Origin of the sequence: Bradyrhizobium sp. 154, assembly GCF_023073875.1 — a bacterium.
In the GTDB taxonomy this organism is placed as follows: Bacteria; Pseudomonadota; Alphaproteobacteria; order Rhizobiales; family Xanthobacteraceae; genus Bradyrhizobium.
The window spans coordinates 21,583-40,471 of record NZ_JADPKG010000021.1; the positions used below are offsets into that span (position 1 = coordinate 21,583).

Below are 18,889 nucleotides of genomic sequence, written 5' to 3' on the forward strand. Positions count from 1 at the left end.
TTAAGCTTCAAACGGATTTTGCACCAGGATAGTATCTTCGCGTTCGGGGCTGGTGGAAAGCAGCGCGACCGGGCACCCCACCAATTCCTCGATCCGGCGGACATATTTGATGGCCTGGGCCGGCAGGTCGGCCCAGGACCGTGCGCTGGCGGTCGGCTCCTTCCAGCCCTCGATCGTCTCGTAGATCGGCTCGACCCGGCTTTGCGCGCCCTCACCGGCGGGGAAATGGTCGATCTCCTTGCCGTCGAGCCTGTAGCCGGTGCAGACCTCGATCGTGTCGAAGCCGTCGAGGATGTCGAGCTTGGTCAGCGCCAGGCCGTTGATGCCGCAGGTCCGGACCGCCTGGCGGACCAGCACGGCGTCGAACCAACCGCAACGGCGGGGCCGACCGGTATTGGTGCCGAACTCGCGGCCGCGCTCGCCAATCTTGCGGCCGGTCTCGTTGTCCTGCTCGGTCGGGAACGGGCCCTGGCCGACGCGGGTCGTATAGGCCTTGCACAGGCCAAGCACGTAACCGACCGCGGCCGGCCCGAGGCCGGCGCCGGTCGCCGCCTGCGCCGCCACCGTGTTGGACGAGGTGACGTAGGGATAAGTGCCGTGATCGACGTCGAGCAGCGCGCCTTGCGCGCCCTCGAACAGCATGCGCTTGCCTTCGCGCCGCTTGATATCGAGCAGCCGCCAGACCGTCTCGGCATAGGGCAGCAGCTGCGGCGCCATCGCCATCAGTTCTTTCAGGATCACCGCGCTGTCGAATTCCGGCAGGTTGAGGCCGCGGCGCAGCGCGTTGTGATGCGCCAGCAGGCGATCGATCTTGTGCGGCAGCGTCTGATGATCAGCAAGATCCATCAGGCGGATGGCGCGGCGGCCGACCTTGTCCTCATAGGCAGGTCCAATGCCGCGGCGCGTGGTGCCGATCGCGGTCGCTGCGCTGGCGGATTCGCGGTGCGCATCGAGCTCGCGGTGCAGCGGCAGGATCAGCGTGACGTTTTCCGCGACGCGCAGATTGTCAGGGCTGACATCGACCCCCTGCGCCCTGAGCTTGGCGACCTCGTCGAGGAAGGCGGCGGGATCGAACACCACGCCGTTGCCGATCACGGACAGCTTGCCCTCGCGCAGTACGCCGGAGGGCAGCAGCGCGAGCTTGTAGGTCTTGCCGTTGATCACGAGCGTGTGGCCGGCGTTATGGCCGCCCTGGAAGCGGACGACGATGTCCGCCTGCTCCGACAACCAGTCGACGATCTTGCCCTTCCCTTCGTCGCCCCACTGGGCGCCGACGACGACAACATTGGCCATTCGCGGGTAATCCCTGTTCAATCTGTCTCTAGGAGGCATGATCCTCGCGGAAAACCGGTGCCCACTCTTCCGGGATCATGCCTGCGCCCAGCCCAATCGGCGGCCGGAGCCGCCCGCACGCAAGGCAGCCAACCGGATAAAGGAAGCAGCCCCTCTAAGCAAGCAAGAACGGGGCTTTTTCGGGGCTCGGAAGGCCATCCAAGCCTTTGATATCCCCCGAAAATCCAGAGACCTTCCAGAGCCGAGCCAAAGCCTCGACCAAAGCGCTAGACGCGATCTCGGCCGCTGCATGGTCGCGATGCATCCGTCCCCCATTGATGCAACCTCGATTTCCGTGTCTTTGAACGGCGCCGGGCTATGAACCGGCCCGGATCTCGCCGGGCCGGACGCCTCGGCGCATGACGCGGGGCCATAGCCATCACAATGTCTGCCACGGGCCAGAGCACAGGCGCCGAAACCGCCGGCCAAACCTGGATTGCCAACCAGCCTTATCTGCTGCTCAGCATCACCGCGCTGTGCTGGGCCGGCAATGCCATCGTCGGTCGGCTCGCCGCCGGCCACATCCCGCCGGTGACGCTGTCATTCCTGCGCTGGTCCTTCGCCTTCCTGCTGGTGCTGCCGTTCGCCTGGAAACATCTTGCGCAGGACTGGCCCGCGATCCGCGGCCGGCTCGGCCTGATGATCACGCTCTCGATCACCGGCATCGGCGCCTTCAACACGCTGCAATATTGGGCGCTGGAGCATACCCAGGCCCTGAACACGCTGCTGCTCCAGTCTGCCGCCCCGCTGATCGTGGCGCTGTGGTCGCTGGCCATTCTGGGGATCAGGCTCACCGCGGCGCAGGCATTCGGCGTGCTGCTGTCGATGTGCGGCGTGCTCACGATCCTGCTGCATGGCGATTTCACCACGCTGTCGAACATCGAGTTCAACAAGGGCGACCTCATCTTCATCGTCGCGCTGGTCATTTTCGCGCTCTATTCGGTACTGACCCTGAAGCGTCCGCCGATGCACGGCCTGTCCTTCCTCGCCTTCACCTTCGGCTGCGGCGCCGCCTGCCTCATTCCGCTGGAGATCTGGGAATTGATCGAGCGCCCCGTGATGAAGCTCGACGGGCCGAACCTGCTGACCCTATTCTACGTCGCAGTGTTCCCCTCGGCGCTCGCCTATCTCTGCTTCAATCGCGGCGTCCGCCTGATTGGCGCCAATCGCGCCGCGCCGTTCTTCCATGTCGTGCCAGTGTTCGGCTCGATCATGGCGATCGTGTTCCTGGGCGAACACCCGCAGGTCTTCCATTTCCTCGGCTTCGCGCTGGTGCTGGCGGGCGTGTTCGTGGCGTCACGCAAGCAGGCGAGTTAGCAACGTATCCAAGCGGAGCGCTGCCATCACCTCTCCTCTTGTGGGAGAGCGGATGAGCACATTGCGTCCAACATATTAACCGCCAATGACGCGTCCCCGGGTCATGCCTGCATTGTAGCATTGCGGCCGCGTGACTTGTGTCATGACGGCAATCCGGCGCAAGCTCGTATCCGACGCCAATGACGATCGCTTCCCCCGCGCCAGCGGCCTCCAATACGGCCAGTTGGCTCAACAACCAGCCTTATCTGCTGCTGAGCCTGAGCTCGTTGTTCTGGGCCGGCAACATCGTGCTCGCGCGTCATGTCGGCGCGCATGTGCCGCCACTGACCGTGACCACGATCCGCTGGTTCGGCGTGTTCCTGATCCTGTTGCCGTTCGCCTGGCCGCATCTGAAGCGCGACTGGCCTGCCTTGCGCAACAGCCTGCCCCTGATGCTGTTCCTGTCGCTGGTGGGATTTGCCTTCAACAACGCGATCTCGTACTGGGCAATGCAATACACGGAGGCGCTGAACGCGTTGCTGATCCAGTCGGCAGGTCCGCTGTTCGTGGCGCTGTGGTCGCTGGTGCTGTTTGGGGTGCGGCTGACCGGTGCGCAGTTCGCGGGCATCGCGATCTCGCTTCTCGGCGTGCTGATCATCATCCTACGCGGCGATCTCGCCGCACTCGCGAGCATCAGCTTCAACAGAGGCGACATCATGTTCGCCTCCTCCCTGGTAGCGTTCGGTCTCTATTCGGCCTTCATCCCGCGCCGGCCAAAAATTCACCAGCTCTCCTTCCTGTCCTTCACCACCTGCTGCGGCGCGACGATGCTGCTGCCGACTGCGATCTGGGAGGCTCTAAGCGGCCGCGTGCTGCAGTTCGACGGCACGACGCTGGCAACGCTCGGCTATATCCTGATCTTCCCCTCGACGCTGGCCTATCTCTTCTTCAACCGCGGCGTCGCGCTGATCGGCCCGAACCGCGCCGCGCCGTTCTTCCATCTAGTGCCGGTGTTCGGCTCGGCGATGGCGATCCTGCTGCTCGGCGAAAAGCTCCAGCCGTTCCACCTGATCGGCTACGCGCTGGTGCTCGCCGGCGTCGTGATCGCCTCGCGCCAGGGTTCGGCGGCGAAGTAAATTCCGCGGCGCGGAGACACGGCGACAAACTCACCGCTTCCGATTTCAACGAGGAGACGCTAGGTTCCCCGCCAACGACAAAGAGGGAACGTCCAGACATGATTTCAGCGTTGACTCGAAACCTGCGTGCCATCGGCGCGGCCGCATTGTGCCTCGCCGCCGCATCCACGGCCGAGGCCGACAATTATCCGAGCCGCAACATCACGCTGGTGTTGCCGTTCGCGGCCGGCAGCGGCACCGACACCACGACGCGGCTGATCTCGCAGCATCTGTCGCAGGCGCTCGGCGTCGGCATCGTGATCGAGAACAAGGCGGGCGCCAATGGTATGCTCGCCGCAACCTACGTCGCGAAGGCCGCTCCCGACGGCTACACGCTGCTGGTGACGACCAACACCACGCATTCGGCCAATCCCTATCTGCTCAAGAGCCTCACTTACGATCCGGTCAAGGATTTCACGCCGATCGCGCGCACCGGCGACCTGCCTTTCATGCTGGTCGTCAACCCGGAAGTGCCGGCCAAGACTGTCGGCGAGCTGGTCGCCTATGGCAAGGCCAATCCGGGCAAGCTGAGCTACGCTTCGGGCTCGTCCTCGGCGATCGTGTCCGGCGCGACCTTTGCCCACAATGCCGGGCTCGACCTGTTGCACGTGCCCTACAAGAGCTCGCCGCCGGCGCTCAACGACGTCATGGGTGGCCGCGTCTCGATGATGTTCGTCGACATCCTGACCGGCCTGCCGCATGTCAACGGCAACGCGCTGCGCGCGCTCGCGGTCACCACCAAGGAGCGCTCGCCGCTGGTGCCGCATCTGCCCTCGATGCAGGAGGCCGGCGTGCCGGACTTCGACATCTCGTCATGGCAGGGCTATTTCGGCCCGGCCGGCATGCCCAAGGAGATCGTGACGCGGCTCAATACCGAGATCAGGAAGATCGTCGAGAATCCGGAGATCAAGGCGAAGCTCGCCACCCTCGGCATGGACGCCTTCTCGGGCACACCGGAGCAGCTCGGCACCTTCGTGAACGAGCAGCTCGTGCTGTGGGAGAAGCTGATCACGAACGCGAAGATCGAGAAGCAGTAGGCGTGCTCCTCGGACGATGTCATCGTCCGCGGAGGCGGACGATCCAGTATTCCGGAGGTGCCTGTATTTGAACCGAGAGGCCGCGGCGTACTGGATGCCCCGCCTTCGCGCGGCATGACAGTCGAGAGAAAAGGGTGGGCACGACGCTTTGCGTCTTTGCCCACTCTACGAGTTCAGCGCACGGGCTTACGCCGCGCGCACCTTGACGAGGAAGCTGTCCACGGCGCTGCGCAGCGCGCCGGACTGGTTGTCCAGCTCGCGGGCGTTGGTGAGCACGTCGCTGGCTGCACTGCCGGTCGCTTCCGCGGCCGACGTGACGCTGCCGATATGGGCGTTGATCTCGCTCGAGCCGGCCGCAACCGACTGGATGTTGCGGGCGATCTCGCGGGTCGCTTCGCCCTGCTGCTCGATCGATGCCGAAATGCCCGCGGTGATTTCGCTCATCTCGGCGATCGTCTGGGTGATGCCGGTGATGGCCGTGACCGCGTCGCTGGTCGAGGTCTGCATCGCCGCGACCTGCGCGGAGATCTCCTCGGTCGCCTTCGCAGTCTGGTTGGCGAGCGCCTTGACCTCAGAGGCGACGACCGCGAATCCGCGGCCGGATTCACCGGCGCGTGCCGCTTCGATGGTGGCGTTGAGCGCGAGCAGGTTGGTCTGCGCGGCGATCGAATGGATCAGCTTGACGACCTCGCCGATCTTCTCGGCGCCGGTCGAGAGCACCTGCACGGTGGCGTTGGTCCGCTCGGCGTCGCTGACGGCGCGGCTGGCGACTTCGGTCGAGCGGGTGACCTGGCGGGAGATTTCCGCAACCGAGCTCGACAGCTCTTCGGCGGCAGCGGCAACCGTGCCGACATTGCCGGAGGCCTTTTGCGAGGCAGCGCCGACCGTTGCGGCACGCGAGGAGGCATCGGTCGCGGTCGCGGTCATCGACTGCGCCGTGCTCTGCATGCCGGCGGCGGCCGAGGAGACCGAGCGGACGATGCCGTTGACGCTGCGTTCGAAGTCGTTGGCGATGTCTTCCATCGCGCTGCGACGTTCCGCCGCGGCACGCTCCTTGGCGTCCGCCTCGGTCTTCTCGAGGTCGCGGATGCGGACCGCATTGTCCTTGAAGATCTGCACGGTCGAGGCCATCGCGCCGACTTCGTCGCCGCGGCCGACGCCGGGAATGTCGCCCTCGAGCTTGCCATCCGCGAGGTCCTTCATACGGGCGCCGAGCAGCGCCAGCGGACGGCTGATGCCGCGGCCGATCAGCCAAGCGACGCTGCCGGCAACGATGACGATGCCGAGCAAGGCCAGGCCGAGCAGCCAATAGACCGGGCCCATTCTCGCGTCGATGTCGTCGAGATAGGCGCCGGTGCCGAGATACATGTCGAAGCCAGGCACGGCGACTGCATATCCGATCTTGCGGATCGGCTTCTCCTGGCCGGGCTTCACATATTCATAATACAGCAGGATCGAACCCTTCGCCTTGACGCCGTCCATCAGCTCGAGCGACAGCTTGCGGCCGTTGGTCACGACGTCCATGCGGTTGGTGCCGATCTGCTTCGGATCGGGCGCAAGCTGGGTGATGCCGTCGTACGACGTGCCGAACAGGTAGCCCGCGCCGTTGTCATAGGTCATCGCGTTGCCATAGCGGCGAAGTTCGGCCAGGGCCGCATCCTTGGTCAGCTCGCCGGCATCGACGCGCTTCTTCAGAGCGCCCGCGTAGTTGCATGCCAGCTCGACGATAGCCTTGGCCTGATCGATGCGTGCATTCACCATCTCCTGCTTCATCAGGTAGCCGGCAAGGACACCGGAGATGCACAGGCCCAACAAGGTGACCCCGACAAGAATGCCGAGCTTCGGGGCGATCTTCAGATTGCTCAATTTCACGGGGTGGCTCCGGCAATGACGGGATACGGGCACGCGACCAGTTCGATCAAAATCGAATCAACTTTTATGTGTGAGCCCTTATCAAGTTACTTACGGTCATCCGTAGAAGCCCGGACGCAGCCGCACAAAGCGGCAATTTATCTCCGCGCCAACAACCGGGAATTGTACGCGGCCGCGTCGATTTCGCGTAAAAGACGCAAAGGTCAGCCACGAAGGCAGGCCACAACAAGAAACCAAATCGGGAGCAGAAAATGCCGAAATACAGGGTGGTGACGCCGAAGGGCGCGAGCTTCACGGTCGCGGGCAGCGATTACTCCTATGAGCGCGAGGCGCTCGATCCGATCGATGCAGAGATCGTCGAGGCGCCGGCCGACGAGGCCGGGTTCGTCGCCGCCGCGAAAAACGCCGACGCCATCTATGCCAAGGGCATCCCGATCACCAAGAGCATCATCGACAGCTTAGAAAACTGCAAGGTCATTACGCTCGGCTCGGTCGGCGTCGACAGCGTCGACGTCAAGGCCGCCACCGCCCGCGGAATTCCCGTCACCAACATCCCCGACACCTTCATCGAGGAGGTCGCCGACCACGCCATGATGCTGTTGCTCGCGGGCTTCCGTCGCCTGGTCGAGCAGGATCGCATGGTGCGCGACGGCCGCTGGGCCGAGGGCCGGCCGGCGCTGCTCAAGATCCCGCGGCTGATGGGCCAGACGCTCGGCTTCATCTCGTTCGGCCGCGTCGCGCGCGCGGTTGCGAAACGCGCAGCGCCCTTCGGCCTGCGCATGATGGCCTATGATCCCTTCATCCAGGAAACGCTGATGTACGACCACGGCGTGATCCCGGCGACGCTGAACGAGGTGCTGTCGCAATCCGACTTCGTCTCGATGCACGCCCCCGCCCGGCCCGAGGTCCATCACATGCTGACCGAGAAGCACTTCCGGCAGATGAAGAAGGGCTCGATCTTCATCAACACCGGGCGCGGTGCCACGGTGGACGAGGAGAGCCTGATCAAGGCGCTCCAGGAGGGCTGGATCGCGCATGCCGCCCTCGACGTGCTGGAGAAAGAGCCGCCCTCGCACAACAATCCCCTGCTCGGCATGGAGAACGTGACCCTGACCGCCCACGTCGCTTCGGCCTCGGCACGGTTCGACGAGGCGCGCAAGCGCCGCGTGGGCTACGAATTGTCACTGGTGCTTCAGGGCATGTGGCCAGTAAGCTGCGTCAATCCGTCGGTGCTGCAAAGCACCGCGCTCCGCCGCTGGCAACCGATCAGCATGGATCGCGGGCCGAACAGCTAGGCGGCCGGCGCAAAGGCGCCGGAAACCGGAACGGCCCTTCACCGGCGATCAACGCCGGGGAGGGAGACATCAAGGGAGGAACTGATGAGGAACGACATCACGCGTCGTGATGCCTTGGCGCTGGGCCTGTCTGCTGCAACGCTCGCGGCCACCGGTGCTGCAGCGCAAACAACGCCATCAACGATCAAGGCTGCCGATGTGGCGGCACCGAAACTCGCGATCGAGAAGGGCGCGTCCTTGCGCATGCTGCGCCCGGTACGCTTCGTCCAGGCCGACGAGGACGTGTTCCGCGCCAATGCGGCAAAGTTCACCAAGGATACCGGGGTCGAGGTCAAGGTCGACTTCGTCGGCTGGGAAGATATCAATCAGCAGACCGCAGTGACCGCCAATTCCGGCGCCGGCCCCGACATCATTATCGGCTTCTCCGATGCTCCGCACATCTATATCGACAAGTTGATCGAGCTGACTGATGTCGCCGACTATCTCGGCAAGCGTTATGGCGGCTGGCTGCCGCTGGCGCAGCGCTACGGCAAGAAGAACAAGAGCGATACGTGGATCGGGCTGCCGTTCGGCGCCACCGCCGGCCCCCTCATCTACCGCAAGTCGGTCCTGCAATCGGTCGGCTTCGACAAAGTGCCGGAGGACCATGCCGGCGTCCTCGACCTGTGCCAGAAGCTGCACAAGGCCGGCAAGCCGGCCGGCTTCGCGCTCGGCAATGCCAAGGGCGATGGCAACGGTTTTGCGAGCTGGGCGCTGTGGTCGCACAACGGATCCCTGCTCGACGAAGAGGGCAACGTCACGATCAACAGCAAGGAGACCATCGCCGCGTTGAACTGGGTCAAGCAGCTCTACCCGACCTTCATCGCCGGCACGACGTCGTGGAACGACGTCAGCAACAACCGCGCCTATTCCTCGCAGGAGATCTCCCTGACCGCCAATGGCGTTTCGCTGTACTTCTCGCTGAAGAACGATCCTGCCACCAAGGCGATCGCCGAGGACAGCGAGCATCAGCTGCTGCCGAAGGGCCTGGCCAAGGTCTCTCCGATGGCGGGCCTGACGCTGAACGCAATGGTGTTCAAGCACAGCCAGTACCCCAACGCGGCGAAGGCATTCCTGCAATACATGCTGGAAAAGGACCAGTACGAGCCGTGGCTCAATGCCAACTCCGGCTACTGGTCGCAGCCGCTGGCCGCCTACGCCGAGTCCGCCGTGTGGTCGCAGGATCCCAAGGTGAAGCTGTTCAAGGACACGATGAACAGCACCTATTACGACGGCTACAAGGGCCCGATCTCGACAGCGACGGGAGCCGTCAGCGCCGACTACGTGCTGATCCAGATGTTCGCGTCCGTTGCGACCGGCGCTGCCACGCCGGAGGCGGCTGCCGCAGAAGCCGAGCAGCGGTGCAAGCGGTACTTCCGGCGGCAGGGGCGGTAAAAACTCACGACAAGGCAGCCGTCATTGCGAGGAGCGAAGCGACGACGCAATCCAGACCGTAACCGCGGAGACAGACTGGATTGCCTCGCTTCGCTCGCAATGATTGCGGTAGCGACAGCCCAAGACAGGACGCCGAACCGATGTCCGTGACCACCTTCTCCTCCCCCGTTCTCGCGCAGCGGCAGCCGAACTGGCTGGTGCGGCTGTTCGACTACAAGCCGTTCCTGATCATGATGTGTCTGGCGCCTGCGATTGGGCTGCTCGCGGTGTTCCTGACTTATCCGCTCGGCCTGGGCATCTGGCTCGCCTTCACCGACACCACGATCGGCCGGCGTGGCATCTACGTCGGCTTCGAAAATTTCCAGTATCTCCTCACCGATTCCCTTTGGTGGAACGCGGTGTTCTACAGCGTGGTCTACACGGCCGTCGCGACCTTCGGAAAGTTCGCACTCGGTTTCTGGCTCGCGCTGCTGCTCAACAACCATTTTCCGTTCAAGAGCGTGCTGCGTGCGATCATCCTGCTGCCCTGGATCGTGCCGACCGTGCTGTCGGCGCTGGCGTTCTGGTGGATCTACGATCCGCAATTCTCGATCATCTCGTATCTGCTGGTCGACGTGCTGCATTGGCGCTCCAGCAACATCGACTTCCTCGGCTCGGCCTGGCCGGCCCGTTTCTCGCTGATCGCCGCCAATATCTGGCGCGGCATTCCCTTCGTCGCGATCTCGCTGCTGGCGGGGCTCCAGACCATCTCGCCCTCGCTCTACGAGGCTGCGATGCTCGACGGCGCCAGCGCCTGGCAGCGTTTCCGCTACATCACGTTCCCGATGATGATGCCGATCCTCGCCATCGTCATGACCTTCTCGATCATCTTCACCTTCACCGACTTCCAGCTGGTCTACGCCATCACCCGTGGCGGGCCCGGCAACTCGACCCATCTGCTGGCAACGCTTGCCTTCCAGCGCGGCATCGCCGGTGGCGAGCTCGGCGAGGGTGCCGCGATCGCGGTGTCGATGATCCCGTTCCTGGTGTTCGCGACGCTGTTCTCTTATTTCGGACTGGCGCGTCGCAAATGGCAGCAGGGAGAGAGCAATGACTGATACAGTCGCCCAACCGGCTGTCGCCGACGCGAAGGCAGCGCCCGACACGATGGCGTGGGATTCCGGGCTGCGGCGGCTGATGATGATCTATCTGCCGCTCGGCTGCTTCGTACTTATCCTGCTGTTCCCGTTCTACTGGATGGCGATCACCTCGTTCAAGCCGAACGCGGAGCTGATGAATTACAAGGAGCACAATCCGTTCTGGATCTCGTCGCCCACGCTGGCGCACATCAAGCACCTCTTGTTCAACACCGCTTATCCGCATTGGTTGTGGACGACGATGCTGGTCGCGATCGGCTCGACCACGCTGTCGCTGATCGCGAGCACGCTTGCCGCTTACGCCATCGAACGCCTGCGCTTCCGCGGCAGTCCCTATGTCGGTCTCGGCATTTATCTCGCTTATCTCGTGCCGCCGTCGATCCTGTTCATTCCGCTCGCCACCGTCGTCGTGCAGTTCGGCCTGTTCGACTCACCGCTTGCGCTGATCCTGGTCTATCCGACCTTCCTGGTGCCGTTCTGCACCTGGCTCCTGATCGGCTATTTCAAGTCGATTCCCTACGAGCTCGAGGAATGCGCGCTGGTCGACGGCGCCACGCGGCTGCAGATCCTGAGGCGGATCACGCTGCCGCTGGCGGTACCCGGCTTGATCTCGGCCGGCATCTTCTCCTTCACGCTGTCCTGGAACGAGTTCATCTACGCGCTCGCCTTCATCCAGAGCGGCGCCAACAAGACCGTGCCGGTCGCGATCCTGACCGAGCTCGTCACCGGCGACGTCTATCAGTGGGGTGCGCTGATGGCCGGCTCGCTGCTCGGCTCGCTGCCGGTTGCGATCTTCTACTCCCTGTTCGTGGATTATTACGTGTCGTCGCTGACGGGCGCGGTAAAGGAGTAGATGGGCAACTGCGGCGTTTGGCCCGGCTTCACAAAACTGCAATGTGCCGTCCGCATAAGGCGTGCGTCCGCCAACAGGAGACGTACATGCGCGCGACTTTTCTCGGCACCGTCGCAACGATCATTCTCACCGCGAGCGCCGCGCTCGCGCAGAGCGAAGGTGAATTCCCCGCCAAACTCGTCGGCCACGTGGTGATGCCGGCCGAATCGTTCATCGACGCACCCGCCGATGCGCCAGCCGATCTCAAGACCTCGGGCAAATACACGACGGGCAAGCGCGTCGACGCGCTCGGCACCGTGATGGGCAAGTCCTATGAGCGGGCGACGGGCGTGTCGCTGCCGTTCAGGGGCCAGCCGCTGCAGGGTCATTCCGGCATCAAGACCATGCCGGACGGCACGTTCTGGGTGATCACCGACAACGGTATGGGCGCGCGTGCCAACTCGCCGGATTCGATGCTATACCTGAACCACTACAAGATGGATTGGACGAGCGGCAAGATCGAGCGGCTGGAGACCATCTTCCTGCACGATCCCGACAGACGCGTGCCGTTCCGCATCGTTCATGAGGATACCCAGAAGCGCTATCTCACCGGCTCGGACTTCGACACCGAGGGCTTCCAGATCATCGCCGACAGCTTCTGGATCGGCGACGAGTTCGGCCCCTATATCCTGAAAGGCCGACAAAACCGGCAAGATCTTGGCCGTGTTCGAGACGGTCGCCGATGGCAAGCCGGTGCGCTCGCCGGACAATTGGGCAGTGGGAACGCCGGCCGCGCCGGGCGCGACCTACACTAATGTCAACCTCCGCCGTTCCAAGGGTTTTGAGGGCTTTGCATCGTCCAAGGACGGCAAATTCCTCTACGGCCTGCTCGAAGGACCGCTGTGGGACGCCGACAAGAAGGACTGGGAAAAGGTCGACGGCAAGGAAGCCTCCCGCATCCTCGAATTCGACGTCGCTGCCGAGAAATTCACCGGACGCTACTGGCAGTATGTGTTCGAACAGAACGGCAATGCCATCGGCGACTTCAACATGGTCGACCCGACCAGCGGCCTCGTCATCGAGCGCGACAACGGCGAAGGCACCGCGGACAAGTCTTGCCCGCAAGGCACCCGCGGCGAGAACTGCTTTCCTGACCTCGCCAAATTCAAGCGCATCTACAAGATCGAGCTCACCGATGCCAATGTCGGCAAGCCCGTGCGCAAGATCGGCTATATCGACCTCTTGAAGATCAGGGATCCCGACAAGAAGGCGAGGAAGCCGCTCAATGACGGCGTCTACACCTTCCCGTTCTTCACCATCGAGAACGTCGATCGCGTCGACGACACTCACATCATCGTCGGCAACGACAACAATCTGCCGTTCTCGTCCAGCCGCGACCCCAACAAGGCCGACGATAACGAGTTCATGCTGCTGGAGGTCGCGGATTTCCTGAAGGCGAAGTGAGGCGACGCTCTCTCGATACGGCCATCGCCGGGCTCGACCGGGCGGTCCAGTCCGCCGCGGCGGCGGTGTGATACGGAAATGCCGCGGCGTACTGGATGCCCCGCCTTCGCGGGGCACGACAACGGAGACTTATCGCACCGTAAACTCCACCGGAATCGTAAAGCTCATCGCGCCGTTCTTGACCTCGTCCGGGATCGGCGGAAACGGCGAGGCCTGGCGGATCATCGCCATGGCCTGAGCGTCGAAAGCGGCGACGCCGGACGAACCACTGAGGCGGCTGGATGTGACCTGCCCGCTACGGGCAATCGTAAAGCTCAGCCTCGCGATGCCACGCTGACCGCCGCCAGAGGACGGATATTGGTGGAAGCGCATCAGATGCGCGCGGATTCGCTGATTGTAGGATGCGATCACGGAGGCCACCGCGCCGGCGCTCTGGGCTGATGCCATCGCCGCCTCGCGCTCCGCGCGCGGGGCTGCGCTGGTGCGCGGCGCCGGCGGCGCCTCAGACGGCTTTTTCGCCTCGCGGCGAACCACCTTCGGCTTCGCCGGCGCCGGCTTTTCGACCGGGACGATCTTCGCCGGCTCGGGCTTGGCCGGGGTCGGCTCCAATCTCTGCTCGGGTGGCGCGACAACGTCCGGCTTTTCCTGCGGCGGCGTCGGCGCGATCGTCTCCTCGGCCATCTGCTGCTGCACGGGCTGCGGCGGCGAAGCATCGGCCTCCTGCATCACGGGCCCTGGCGCGATGTCGTCCTGCATCGATTGCGGCGCCGAAGTCACCGGTGCCATGTCGATCATGATCGCCGGCAGGCTCACACCTTGCTCGGGCTGCGACTTGAGCCAGCTCATCGCAAGCAGTGCCGCGGCCATGTGAAGCGCCACGATTACGGCCGCCGATAGGCTCCAGCGCATGGTTTCCCTTTCGCCGAGCGGCTCGTGCAGGGCAAACGCGTTTGCGGAGGTCATCAGCTGCGCCCGTCGAGGCCGACCAGCGCGACCTTCAGGTAGCCGGCATTGCGCAAGCTGTTCATCACCTCCATCAAGTCGCCATAGGAGACCGCCTTGTCGGCGCGCAGATAAATGCGCTCGTCCTTGCGGCCCTTGGTGGCGGCAGCGAGCGAGGTGCCGAGCGCATCGCGGGACACAAGATCCTCACCGACGGCAATCGAAAGATCCGGCTTCACGGTGACGAAGATCGGCTTGTCCGGCCGCGGCGCGGGCTCGGCGGCGCTCGCCGGCAGATCGACCCCGATGTCGACGGTGGCAAGTGGCGCCGCCACCATGAAAATGATCAGAAGCACCAGCATCACGTCGATGAATGGCGTGACGTTAATCTCGTGGGTCACGTCGAGATCACCCGGGTCACCGCGCGACCTGACCGAGGAGCTTGCGCCGAGCTTTGCGGACATGGCCCTACTCCGCCGCCCGCGCCAGGCGGAATTCTCTGTGGTCGCGCTGGCGGCTCACCAGCAGCGTAAGCTGTGCCGAGGCATCGCTGAGCAGCGCGCGGTAATTGGCGATGCCGCGAACGAGATGATTGTAGATCACGACCGCCGGGATCGCGGCGACGAGGCCGAGCGCGGTGGCAAGCAATGCCTCCGCGATGCCGGGCGCGACCACCGCAAGACTCGTGGTGTGGCTCTCGGAGATGCCGATGAAGGAATTCATGATGCCCCAGACCGTGCCGAACAAGCCGACGAACGGCGCGGTGGCGCCGATGGTCGCGAGCACGCCGGTGCCGCGCGCGATCTGCCGGGACATGGCCGCCTCGACCCGCTCCAACCGCAGCGCCACCCGCTCCTCAAGGCCGTTATCGAGCACGCCGCCGGAGAGCTCCGCCTCCTTGGCGCAGGACTGGATAAGCTGGGCGACCGCATCATGCGCATCGCCGGCCCGTGCCGCGGCCTCGGCCAGCGTCATGTTGCCTTCGAGCGCGCGCGTCCGGTGCAAAGCCAGCGCGCCCTTGCGGCGCAGCTCGATGGTCTTCGCAAGCCACACCGTCCATGTCACCAGCGAAGCCACGGCGAGGCCGACCATCACCGTCTTCACGATGATGTCGGCGCTGACGAACATGCCCCAGGGCGACAGATTGCGCGGTAACAGCGCTTCGTCGATCGCGAAGGCCGGTGTCGGCGCGAGCGCCAGCACGGATGTTACGATCATGTGCCGAAGCCTGGAATTGCTTTGCATCCTGATCTCCCGTCAGACAGAAGAAGCTACGCGGTTGGCTGCGGCGCGATCCGGTCCGCGAGCTGCCTGAACCGCGCCAGTTGGTCCGCACGCAGCGCACGGGTCTCGTCGCGGCCGACGAAGACCTTGAACATGATGCCGCCATCGGCATTGACGAAGGCGACGAAGGCGGACGTCTTGCCCATGAAGGGACGCTCGACGAAGACGACGGCCGCGCATCGCTCGTGACGGAGATGGCCGTGCAATCCCTTCGGCTGCATCAGGTTGAAGTAACCGCGGCCGATCTCCCCCGCGGGAAGCGCCCCGGTGAACTCGAAGATCCCATCGTCCGTGTGGACGATCAGCGTGACCTCGCCCCATTCGGCGATATCCTGCATGGCGGCGGCGAAATGCTCACCGCCGCCCATGCGCACCATGGACGGCGGCAGCGCCTCGATCACAGCGCGCGGGGTGACCTTGCGCTCGCGCGCAACGTCCTCGATCACGGCGTCGGGATTGTCGGCCATATACGCCTTGAGATCGGCGAGATCGGTGCTCAACATGTCCAGCTCCCTTCATGATCGGCCGGCTCAGGCGGCCGCGTTCGCCTTGCGCTCAGTCATGATGACCTCGAACCCCTCGAACTTGGGATGGCCGAGATAGAGGCTTGCGCCGGTCTTGTTGTCGGCACGCGCATGTGCGCGGCGGAATTCCTCTGAGCGCGTCCAGGCCTCGAAAGCGGACTTGTCGACCCACACGGTGTGCGAGGAATACAGCGTGTGGTCCTCCAGCACCGGTCCTTTGAGCAAATGAAATTCGACGAAACCGGGCATGCTGCCGAGATAGGACTCCCGGCTGCGCCAGACGGTCTCGAACGCGGCTTCCGAGCCGAGCTTCACCTGAAAACGATTCATAGCGATGAACATGAAAGTCTCCTCTTCTGATCTAGACGAAAACGCGCCGAAGCCGCGCTGGAGCATCAGCGCGGCCCGGCGGAAGTTGTGGTGTTGCGGTGCCCTGCGGCTCACGCACCCCCAAAGTGGATCTTCAGGCCGGCCTTGTAGACCCTGCCCGGTCCCGGGCTCGTCCACAGCACGTCGTTCTGCGAGGTGCCATCGGTGGAGCTGCCGGGAATGGCATAAGGCCGGTAATACTGGTTCAGAAGATTGTCGATCGAGGCCGAGAACACGATATCCCTGGTCGCATTGTAGGTCAGATACAGATTGACGAGATCGTAGCCGGTCGAGCGAATATAGTTGGCCGGCACGTCGTTGTTCGGACCGAACGAAGCCCACTGCGCCGACACGATCAGGGTGCGATCAAGCAGGCGGACACCGCCGGTGGTGACGACCTTGGTCGGGCTGATGGTCGCAAGCCCGATATTGGTGGCGACGTTCTTGCCCTGGATGTAGTGACCGGCGACACCGATGAACCAGCTGCCCGCATCGTACATCGTCTCCGCCTCGAAGCCCTGGATGCGGGCATTGGCGATGTTCTGATACTGGTAGTATTGGCTGAACGAGCCGAATGGCGGCACCAGGACCGCCGCCGAAGCGACGAGGTCGATATAGTCGCTGACATCGTTGCGGAACAGGTTGATCTTTCCCCTGAACGAGTCAGACGCGCTGAAGATGTTGTCGTACTTCAGGTTGATACCGACTTCCTTGTTCTTGCCGACCTCGGGACGAAGGTTTGGGTTGGGGAGGAAGCAGAACAGGCCGACGGTGCCGTCGGGGCAGGGAAAGAACGCTGGTCCGCCCCCGGTCGCGTGCGCGCCGGAAATCACCGTCTCGGTGATCGACGGGGCGCGATAGCCTTCGGCATAGCTGACATAAGGCTGGAAGCCCGCGATCGGCGTGACGCCCAGGGTGATCTTGGGTGAGAAGCGGTCGCCGCCGGCGCTAGTCCTGCCGGAATCGAGGTCGTAGCGGTCATAGCGGATCGCGCTCACCGCCTCGAACCAGGTGCCGTAGTTCTGCTTCAACTGAACGAAACCGCCCGACACAGTACGGATGCCACTCGGCGTGGTGATGTTGGAGTTGCCGCGGCTGTCGGTCGTGATGACGTCGTCCTGAAACGCGTCGACGCCCCAGGTGACGGCGTTGCGCCAGTCGCCGACGTTGAAGCGCGTGGTGTTGTTGACGTCGATGCCGTAGGTGTTGAGGACATAGCCGCGTTTGTCGCCGACGCAGCCCGAGATGTTGTTGCCGAAATTGCCCGCGCCGCAATAGGTCGCGCCTCCGGTTGAATAGTGATAGGTCTTGGTCTGGTCGTTGTCGACGCGGTTGCCGTAGACCGACATGTGCCAATCGAACAGATTGTCGCTCGGCAGCGAATAATTCCAGGTAATCGTGCCGGTGTAATTCTTGGCGTCGGAAGCGTAAACCGAGGAGCCCTGATAAAGCGCGCGCTGCGCCGCAGTTAGCACCGGGCCCCGGTTGAACTGACCAATATCGTACTGATAATCCTGGAAGATGGCACCGAACTTGACCTCGTGACCGAGGGCCGGCCGCACCGTGAGCTTCATCAGCCCGCTTTCGACCTGGTTACCGGTGTTGCCGATCTCGGTGCCATTGCCGTCCTTGTAATTGCCCTGCGTGCGATAGACCGCGCCGCCGAAGACATCGATATCGGGCGTGGCGCGCACGCCGCCGAAGACCGAAGCGAGGCCGCGATTGTTATTGGAGCCGTAGGAGCCGGAGAGATCGACGCCCCAGCGCTCGCCGGGGCGTAACACGTCGTTGATGTCCTTGGTGCGGAAGGAGACCAAGCCGCCAATCGCACCGGAGCCGTAGATATTGGCAGTCGGTCCCCGCACGACATCGACCCCGCCGATCAATTCAGGGTCGAGGAAGAAGGAGCCGTTGGCGTTGTGGCCGGTGCGCTGGTAGTTCTGCCGCGCACCGTCGACCACGACCGCGACGCGGCCGAAATCCTGCAAGCCGCGGATGTTGATGACGGTTGCGGGATCGTCGCCGCGCTCCTGGAACGACACGCCGGGCACGGCATAGAAGATGCCCGACAAACGGTTGGGCTGAAGCCCCTGGATCTGGTCGAGCGAAATCGAGCTGACTGGCGCGAGCGCATCGATCGTCCGCTGCGGTGTCTTGGTCGCGGCGACCGTAATCGTGTCGAGCGTCTGAACAGGCGCCGCGCCTCCAGCCTGGGCGCGGGCGTTCATGACGTCGGGCGCTGCCGGCTGCGCAACTGGCGGCTTCACCGGCTTGCGCTTCGCTTGCTTCGGCCATTCCGACGACGCACTTTCGGCCTGCGGCTGGGCGGCCTGTGCAAGCCCCCTCTCCGCCGTCATTGCCGCGATTGAAACCACCGACGCGCCCAAAATCAGGGCGCGCGAATACCTAGCCCCGTCAGCCATATCAGCCCCAGCCTGCACTTCACTTTAGTTTTGGAGTTTTATTGGCTGGCGTGCGTTCGCAACGCGAACGACTGGCTGGCTGTCTTTCGAAAGCACGCGGGGCACTCCCCACTGCCATAATCGGTTACGTGGCAACACTCTGACCGTCAATGACATCCGGTTACAGTTTATATCGATTGTAAATTGCTGCCGTTGGAATGCGCCTCGCGCCCCTTATACAAAGCAAGACGCATCTGAATTTCGAAAGCGCATCACACCAACAATGTCAGCAACATCAGGAGACAGCAGCAGCGGCGCGGCGGGGGCGGCAGGAGGCCCTTCTGCAGCAACGAGAACCCTCACCATGCGAGGAAGCCGGATCGACAGCCGCGAGCTGTTTGCGGCCGAGCGCGAGATCATCATTGCGCATGGCGAGGACAGCTATCGCCTGCGCCTGACCTCGCAGAACAAGCTGATCCTGACCAAGTGAACGCA

Annotated in this window: 16 protein-coding genes and 1 pseudogene; 9 read left to right on the forward strand and 8 right to left on the reverse strand. The window is 63.7% G+C overall.

Going from position 1 to position 18,889, the window contains the following annotated elements; all coding sequences use genetic code 11:
• Entirely contained in the window at positions 1-1,293 is a 1,293-nt protein-coding gene (locus IVA92_RS02170; protein ID WP_247280136.1) for an adenylosuccinate synthase, read from the reverse strand.
• A gap of 423 nt (positions 1,294-1,716) precedes the next feature.
• Between IVA92_RS02170 and IVA92_RS02175 the strand changes: the two genes are divergently transcribed.
• From IVA92_RS02175 to IVA92_RS02185, 3 genes are all read left to right on the forward strand, one after another.
• Positions 1,717-2,649 (forward strand): DMT family transporter, encoded by a 933-nt coding sequence (locus IVA92_RS02175; RefSeq protein ID WP_247280137.1) that lies wholly within the window; start codon positions 1,717-1,719, stop codon positions 2,647-2,649.
• A 179-nt stretch (positions 2,650-2,828) separates the two neighbouring features.
• Complete coding sequence (locus IVA92_RS02180; protein WP_247280138.1) at positions 2,829-3,764, forward strand: DMT family transporter; 936 nt, start codon at positions 2,829-2,831, stop codon at positions 3,762-3,764.
• A gap of 98 nt (positions 3,765-3,862) precedes the next feature.
• A complete protein-coding gene (locus IVA92_RS02185) occupies positions 3,863-4,840 on the forward strand; it encodes a tripartite tricarboxylate transporter substrate binding protein (protein WP_247280139.1) in 978 nt (325 codons plus the stop codon).
• A gap of 186 nt (positions 4,841-5,026) precedes the next feature.
• Here the strand turns inward: IVA92_RS02185 and IVA92_RS02190 are convergent, their stop codons facing one another.
• Positions 5,027-6,712 carry a methyl-accepting chemotaxis protein gene (locus IVA92_RS02190; protein ID WP_247280140.1) on the reverse strand — a complete coding sequence of 562 codons (1,686 nt, stop codon included), beginning with the start codon at positions 6,710-6,712 and terminating at the stop codon, positions 5,027-5,029.
• A gap of 251 nt (positions 6,713-6,963) precedes the next feature.
• Here IVA92_RS02190 and IVA92_RS02195 point away from each other — a divergent pair, with 251 nt between their 5' ends.
• The 5 genes and pseudogenes from IVA92_RS02195 (at position 6,964) to IVA92_RS02215 (ending at position 12,873) form a co-directional block, all read left to right on the forward strand.
• Positions 6,964-8,007, forward strand: a complete 1,044-nt coding sequence (locus IVA92_RS02195) for a C-terminal binding protein (RefSeq protein WP_247280141.1) — start codon at positions 6,964-6,966, stop codon at positions 8,005-8,007.
• Positions 8,008-8,091: 84 nt separating this feature from the next.
• Complete coding sequence (locus IVA92_RS02200) at positions 8,092-9,441, forward strand: extracellular solute-binding protein (RefSeq protein ID WP_247280142.1); 1,350 nt, start codon at positions 8,092-8,094, stop codon at positions 9,439-9,441.
• Between the two features lie 140 nt (positions 9,442-9,581).
• Positions 9,582-10,538 (forward strand): sugar ABC transporter permease, encoded by a 957-nt coding sequence (locus IVA92_RS02205; protein WP_247280143.1) that lies wholly within the window; start codon positions 9,582-9,584, stop codon positions 10,536-10,538.
• Complete coding sequence (locus IVA92_RS02210; protein ID WP_091888289.1) at positions 10,531-11,430, forward strand: carbohydrate ABC transporter permease; 900 nt, start codon at positions 10,531-10,533, stop codon at positions 11,428-11,430. Before IVA92_RS02205 ends, IVA92_RS02210 begins: the two co-directional genes overlap by 8 nt.
• A gap of 86 nt (positions 11,431-11,516) precedes the next feature.
• Positions 11,517-12,873: pseudogene (locus tag IVA92_RS02215) on the forward strand (esterase-like activity of phytase family protein).
• A 129-nt stretch (positions 12,874-13,002) separates the two neighbouring features.
• On the opposite strand, the gene IVA92_RS02220 reads toward IVA92_RS02215, so the two are convergent.
• From IVA92_RS02220 to IVA92_RS02245, 6 genes are all read right to left on the reverse strand, one after another.
• Positions 13,003-13,836, reverse strand: coding sequence for an energy transducer TonB (locus tag IVA92_RS02220; RefSeq protein WP_247280144.1), 834 nt, complete (start codon positions 13,834-13,836; stop codon positions 13,003-13,005).
• Positions 13,836-14,279 carry a TonB system transport protein ExbD gene (exbD, locus tag IVA92_RS02225; protein ID WP_247280145.1) on the reverse strand — a complete coding sequence of 148 codons (444 nt, stop codon included), beginning with the start codon at positions 14,277-14,279 and terminating at the stop codon, positions 13,836-13,838. Before exbD ends, IVA92_RS02220 begins: the two co-directional genes overlap by 1 nt.
• Positions 14,280-14,283: 4 nt before the next feature.
• Complete coding sequence (exbB, locus tag IVA92_RS02230) at positions 14,284-15,060, reverse strand: tonB-system energizer ExbB (RefSeq protein ID WP_247280146.1); 777 nt, start codon at positions 15,058-15,060, stop codon at positions 14,284-14,286.
• Between the two features lie 26 nt (positions 15,061-15,086).
• Positions 15,087-15,602, reverse strand: a complete 516-nt coding sequence (hutX, locus tag IVA92_RS02235; protein WP_247280147.1) for a heme utilization cystosolic carrier protein HutX — start codon at positions 15,600-15,602, stop codon at positions 15,087-15,089.
• A gap of 27 nt (positions 15,603-15,629) precedes the next feature.
• The gene (locus IVA92_RS02240) at positions 15,630-15,965 is read right to left on the reverse strand and encodes an antibiotic biosynthesis monooxygenase (protein WP_247280148.1); all 336 of its coding nucleotides are present in this window, start codon (positions 15,963-15,965) and stop codon (positions 15,630-15,632) included.
• A 98-nt stretch (positions 15,966-16,063) separates the two neighbouring features.
• On the reverse strand, positions 16,064-18,415 hold the full coding sequence (locus tag IVA92_RS02245) for a TonB-dependent hemoglobin/transferrin/lactoferrin family receptor (protein ID WP_247280149.1): 2,352 nt from the start codon (positions 18,413-18,415) through the stop codon (positions 16,064-16,066).
• Between the two features lie 262 nt (positions 18,416-18,677).
• Between IVA92_RS02245 and IVA92_RS02250 the strand changes: the two genes are divergently transcribed.
• Positions 18,678-18,884 carry a hemin uptake protein HemP gene (locus IVA92_RS02250; protein WP_247280150.1) on the forward strand — a complete coding sequence of 69 codons (207 nt, stop codon included), beginning with the start codon at positions 18,678-18,680 and terminating at the stop codon, positions 18,882-18,884.
• Positions 18,885-18,889: the final 5 nt, after the last annotated feature.